The 745-nt window shown below is 54.5% G+C and carries 1 protein-coding gene; it reads right to left on the bottom strand.

The features are described 5' to 3' along the window. Positions 1-665, bottom strand: a 665-nt coding sequence (locus GOB93_RS21005) for a transposase (RefSeq protein ID WP_173585280.1), incomplete at its 3' end; no start/stop codon positions are given. Between the last annotated feature and the right edge of the window lie 80 nt (positions 666-745).

Raw genomic sequence — 745 nt, forward strand, 5'->3', positions numbered from 1 at the left:
TCGATGGAAACATGCGATTTATAGCCAAAGAACGGGATGGCGAGATCGCTGGATGGCATGGTTCCATCATCCTGCCGCTTCGCCTTCGTGAACTTCAGTGTCCAGCGCGCATGACGATCCTTGTGCGACAGCTTTGCGGGTTTGTCCTGCCAGTCTTCAGGAATACGGCCTGCTCGCAGATCCGCTTTCTCTGCATTGGTGTTCCGCTGCTTCGGAGCCGCTACCAGCGTGGCATCCAGGATCTGGCCTGACATCGGCAAATACCCGGCGTTACGCAGGGTCGCATCAAAGCGGTTGAACAGCCCATCGATCGCACCCGCCTGGGTCAGACGCTCGCGAAACAGCCAGACCGTTTTGGCATCCGGCACCCGATCTGAAAGTCCCAGCCCAAGGAAACGCATAAAGGAGAGGCGATCGTTGATCAGATATTCCGTCCGCTCATCAGACAAATTGTTGAGCGTCTGGATCACCAGGATCTTGAACATCAGCACAGGATCAAATGGCGGTCGTCCGCCCTTGCTTCCATCGGAATACGCCAGGGCCTTGTCCAGATCAGGACGGAACGCTTCAAAATCCACAGTCCGGGAAAACGCTTCGAGCTGATCGCCAAGCCCACTCAGCCGGGCAAGACGCTCTTCAACATCAAAGAAACCAGACTGCTTCATATCGCCATTCCCTCAATCAACGCAGAAGAAATAGAATCATACAGAAGACCTCAAAACCAGGGGGTTTTTAGAACCCTCCA

It is taken from the genome of Acetobacter musti (assembly GCF_011516835.1).
In the GTDB taxonomy this organism is placed as follows: domain Bacteria; phylum Pseudomonadota; class Alphaproteobacteria; order Acetobacterales; family Acetobacteraceae; genus Acetobacter; species Acetobacter musti.